Genomic DNA, 4,157 nt, shown 5'->3' on the forward strand with positions numbered 1-4,157 from the left:
GGCCACCTGCGTATCACCGAGGAGGGAAGAAAACTCCTCGCCACGAATCCAGCGGCCATCGACAGCAAGGTGCTCTCGGCGTATCCGAGCTTTGTGGAAAAGATGACCAAAGCTCCCACCAGCGGGACATCACCAGAGCCCGTGCCGGTTTCACCCAGCTCACAAACCCCCACTGAACAGATCGAACAAGCCGAGCTCAAGCTCCGTGCGCAGCTTTCTTCCGATCTGCTGGACCTCATGTCGCGCATGGACCCCTACCGCTTTGAGCAGCTCGTGGTCGATCTCCTCTTTGCGATGGGCTATGGCGGCTCGCGGGCGGAGGCGGCGCAGGTCACGCAGAAGTCGAACGACGGCGGCATCGACGGCATCATCAGCGAGGACCGCCTCGGGCTGGATGTCATCTATGTGCAGGCCAAGCGCTGGCAGAGCACGGTGGGGCGGGAGCCGATCCAGAGTTTCGTGGGCGCGCTGGCGGGGAAGCATGCGAACAAGGGCGTCTTCATCACCACCAGCGACTTCCACAAAAACGCGCTCGATTACGCGAAGGGCGTCACGCACAAGATCATCCTCATCAACGGCCAGCGGCTGGCGGAGCTCATGATCGAGTATGGCGTCGGTGTGTCCACGGTGCGGACCATCGCGCTGAAGCGGGTGGACTCGGATTATTTTGAGGAGGGGTGAAGGTGGGCCGCGCTTCTGCCGCCCATTCTTGAAGACACTTCAAGTGTGGCGACGAAGGACAAGACGCAATGAAAGGACAATGGGGGCAGTCATTCCGGACGCTTGAGCTTTCCCTCCTGGCTGGAGGCCGGGGGGGCGGCATTGCTTTTTTTGGAGTGAGTGGGCGCGGTTCTGCGGCCTGGTTCATGCAGTTTTCCTTTTGAAGATCCCCTTCAGAGTTTCAAAGACATGCAAATAAATATGGGTGATATGGATGGTATATTACACGTGAAATTGCTAGGCATAGAAAAGTATAATATTGACTCAATATGGGAAAATGATTAGAGCTTTGGCGGGCAAATAAAAGATGGATTTCCCGTCGGCTCCTTCCCGTCATGAAATCAAAACTCAAAATTCTTACTGTATTGGTGCTGTTTTTGTCTGGTTGTGCCAGCACGACTGAAGTCGTGCCTGTTTCCCAGTTCAAAGGTGGGAAGAGGAAGGGCATCGTCTATTCGCTGCCGAAGACGATCATCGGCGTGGAGGTGCCCGTCACCGAGAAGGCGCTGGTGGCTGCAAAGGATCCCTACTTTAAAGTGGCCAAGGAGATTTTTGGCGAAGAGCCCAACCTGAAGGAAACGGTGTCGTACAAAGTGGGCAAGCCGGTGCTGACTTTCCGCGCAGAGCGGGATGGCGCGCGCACCTTTGTGGCGAAGATCAAGCAAGCCCCCTTTTCCAGTCACTCCACCGCGCTCAGCTTGTCGGGGGAGGGGGTGCTGACGGATGGCACGATGTCAGACCAAAACAAGACCGTCGATTATGCGGTGACGACGGTGGAGGCTGCGGCCAAGATTGCTGCCTCGGCTGCCAAGGCGGCGAGCGTTGACCCGAACTCCAACGACTTCAAAAATTATGACCCCAAGATTCAGCTGAAGCTGCAAGAGCTTGCGGTGCTGAAGCAAAACCGCACCGCGCTCTTTGTCAGCGCCTCGCCCGACGCTTCCAAATTCCTGGAAAAGATCGACGGCGAAATCTCAGCCATCATGGCGCTCTTCCTCGGCACCACGAAAATTTCCACCGCCTCGCTTTTCTTTGAAGTCGAGCCCCGGCACCTCAATGGCGCCTGCGCAGCGGCGGAGGACGTGGACCTTTTTGAATTGGACGCGAGCACCGGCAACGTGAATGTCCATACCCGGCTGATAGCACCGGCCCCCGGCTTCCTTCACTTCAAGTCAAGGCTGCCCAAGGACCGGCAGAGGATCCACCTCATGATCAGCTCCAGCATGCTGTTCACTGCGGACGAGCTGGCGCAGCTCACCTACAGCAAAGGCGCCTCGGGCATCCACTACTGCATCCCCGGCAAGGCCCAGGTGCAGGTGCGCAACAACAACAAAGTGATGGAGCAGAAAAGCAGCCTCATCGCCCAGTACGGCCCCGTGGTGGCCCTGCCCAATTCCACCGGCAGCGAAAAGACGGACATCTCCGCCACGCTCGATCCCCTCACCGGCGCGCTGCTCAAGGTGAACGTCACCGGCCAGGCCTTTGATCCCAAGTACATCGAGCGCCTTGGCAACGCCGTCAACACCGTGGAGGCAGCCCAGGTGGACAAGCACAACCGCGAGGCGCTGGCCAATGATGAACTCACGCAGCTGAAGCGTCAGAAGGACATTCTGCAGACCAAATCCGACATCAGCAAATTGAAGACTGAATTGGAGGCGGCAAAAATCGAACCCTAACCAATGGAAAACCCCAGGCCATGCCCAGGCGAAAAAAAGTGACCATGGAGATGCTGGAAGAGCTGAAGGAACAGCTCACCGAGAAGTACCTGGTGGGAAAAACCCGCTGGCTGCCAGAGCGCAACATGGCACGTTCCAGGCGCTGGAAGGACCGGCTGCTGCGCAGAAAGCATCTGCACCACACCGAGAGCCTGGCCCCCGCCTTCAATGTCACCGGCATCGGCATCGGCAAGCGGGTGCGCAAAGGAAAACGGGTGAACCAGCTCTGCCTCGTCTTCTTCGTCACCCGCAAGGTGAAGAACGTGAAGAAGGCCCACCTCATTGAAAATCATTTGCCCGAGCTTGAGGGGATACCGACAGATGTGGTGGAGGTGGGCATCCCGCGTGCCTCCGCCCTTCCGGGCGATTCCATTGGTTTCGTCGGCCACGGTGATCATGCCGTCACAGGCACGCTGGGGATGTATGTGCGCGATGCCCAAGGGCGCGTTTACCTTTTAAGCAACAGCCATGTGATCGCCGATGAGGGGCGTGTGCCTCCGGGCACCATGATCATGTCTCCCGGCCCTGCTGATTCTGGTATGCCGGTGCCGGTCGGCAGGCTGGCCCGCTTCTTTCCTGCCACCTGGAATCCCGCGGGTAATCTCGTGGATTGCGCGATTGCCGAGGTGCCGCCGCCACCCGCCCCGCCGCCCGTCAATACCGTTCCAGGCATCGGCCCCGTTTTGGGCGTGGGCCAGGCCCAGCTTGGCATGCGTGTGGCAAAGACGGGCAGGACCACCGGCACACGCGGCGGAATGGTGGTGAACGTGAAAATCAACATGGTGTTCAACTACCCGCATACCAACGCCGTCCTCTTCACCAACCAGATGTGCATCCTGGGAACCCCCGGCACTCTGTTTGCAGACAGCGGGGATTCCGGCTCAGTGATCATGAACGCCCAGGGAATGGTGGTGGGCCTCCTCATTGGCACAGCAGCCAATGGCCTGTGCTTCGCCAACCACATCGCGCCCGTGTTTCAGGCCCTTCAAGTGGGGCTTTGAAGTCCGGCCAAACAGAGCGGATCAAGCGGGCAAATTTTCGCTGTGATGGCAGAGCGGGTGCCTCCCCCTGTGCCATTGTGACCACCGCTTTGCCGCAATCCGTTTTGGCGAGGCCACATCCCGGCCGCGGCCCCCGGTTTAAAGGTTTAGGGCGCAATAAGTGAAAAGCTTATTGAGTGCCCGGGTGATGCAGATTAGATAAGGTGTGCAAAAAGAAGCCGTATGAAACCCTCCTCCGAACCCCTCGTCCTCAAGTCCCCACCCCACATCGGCGAACCCCACCCGCAGGCGCCGGAATGGCGTGCCGTCCAGGTGCGGCTGCTGGAAAGCGCCGACATCGAAGGCAAGGTCGTCTATGCGGGACCGAAAAACTGGCAGGTCGTCGAATCCTTCGTCCTCAAGTCCGCCGCCTGAGCCGGTCGAAGTCCCCGGCTGCTTTCACACTTCCTGGGTGCGAACCCCGGAGAAAGCAGCCGAGGGCTTTCACTCTCGCCGGGTGCTGCCGCTGCGCTGAGCTGAGCCGGGGTGGCGCGGGCGATCTGCCCGCAAAGCGCGCGCCATTCACGGGCAGGATTGCCCTTGCTGCTTCCAGCAGGCAGGGCTGGCGGTGCTCCATCGGCCAGCCGCCGCGGGCGTTTCCTTCGTGGCTATATTTTAGCGAAAAAAAAGGAAGCACGGGGCTCTTCGTTCGCGCAAAAAAAACAGCCGCCATGGGGAAAGG

At 59.3% G+C, this 4,157-nt stretch carries 4 protein-coding genes; all 4 read left to right on the plus strand.

Annotation, left to right across the window (positions count from 1 at the left end):
- A partial coding sequence (locus WAW39_RS21425; RefSeq protein WP_422321202.1) for a restriction endonuclease occupies positions 1-681 on the plus strand: 681 nt, incomplete at its 5' end.
- A gap of 374 nt (positions 682-1,055) precedes the next feature.
- Positions 1,056-2,396 carry a DUF4831 family protein gene (locus WAW39_RS21430; RefSeq protein WP_422321203.1) on the plus strand — a complete coding sequence of 447 codons (1,341 nt, stop codon included), beginning with the start codon at positions 1,056-1,058 and terminating at the stop codon, positions 2,394-2,396.
- A 20-nt stretch (positions 2,397-2,416) separates the two neighbouring features.
- Positions 2,417-3,436, plus strand: a complete 1,020-nt coding sequence (locus WAW39_RS21435) for a hypothetical protein (RefSeq protein ID WP_422321204.1) — start codon at positions 2,417-2,419, stop codon at positions 3,434-3,436.
- A 222-nt stretch (positions 3,437-3,658) separates the two neighbouring features.
- Positions 3,659-3,850 carry a hypothetical protein gene (locus WAW39_RS21440; RefSeq protein ID WP_422321205.1) on the plus strand — a complete coding sequence of 64 codons (192 nt, stop codon included), beginning with the start codon at positions 3,659-3,661 and terminating at the stop codon, positions 3,848-3,850.
- Positions 3,851-4,157: the final 307 nt, after the last annotated feature.

The sequence above is a fragment of the Prosthecobacter sp. genome (assembly GCF_049294395.1).
Classification (GTDB): domain Bacteria; phylum Verrucomicrobiota; class Verrucomicrobiia; order Verrucomicrobiales; family Verrucomicrobiaceae; genus Prosthecobacter.

Bases quoted from the DNA above. Each gene is read 5' to 3' on its own strand.
- WAW39_RS21430 (WP_422321203.1), top strand. From the start codon at position 1,056: ATGAAATCAAAACTCAAAATTCTTACTGTATTGGTGCTGTTTTTGTCT.
- WAW39_RS21435 (WP_422321204.1), top strand. From the start codon at position 2,417: ATGCCCAGGCGAAAAAAAGTGACCATGGAGATGCTGGAAGAGCTGAAG.
- WAW39_RS21440 (WP_422321205.1), top strand. From the start codon at position 3,659: ATGAAACCCTCCTCCGAACCCCTCGTCCTCAAGTCCCCACCCCACATC.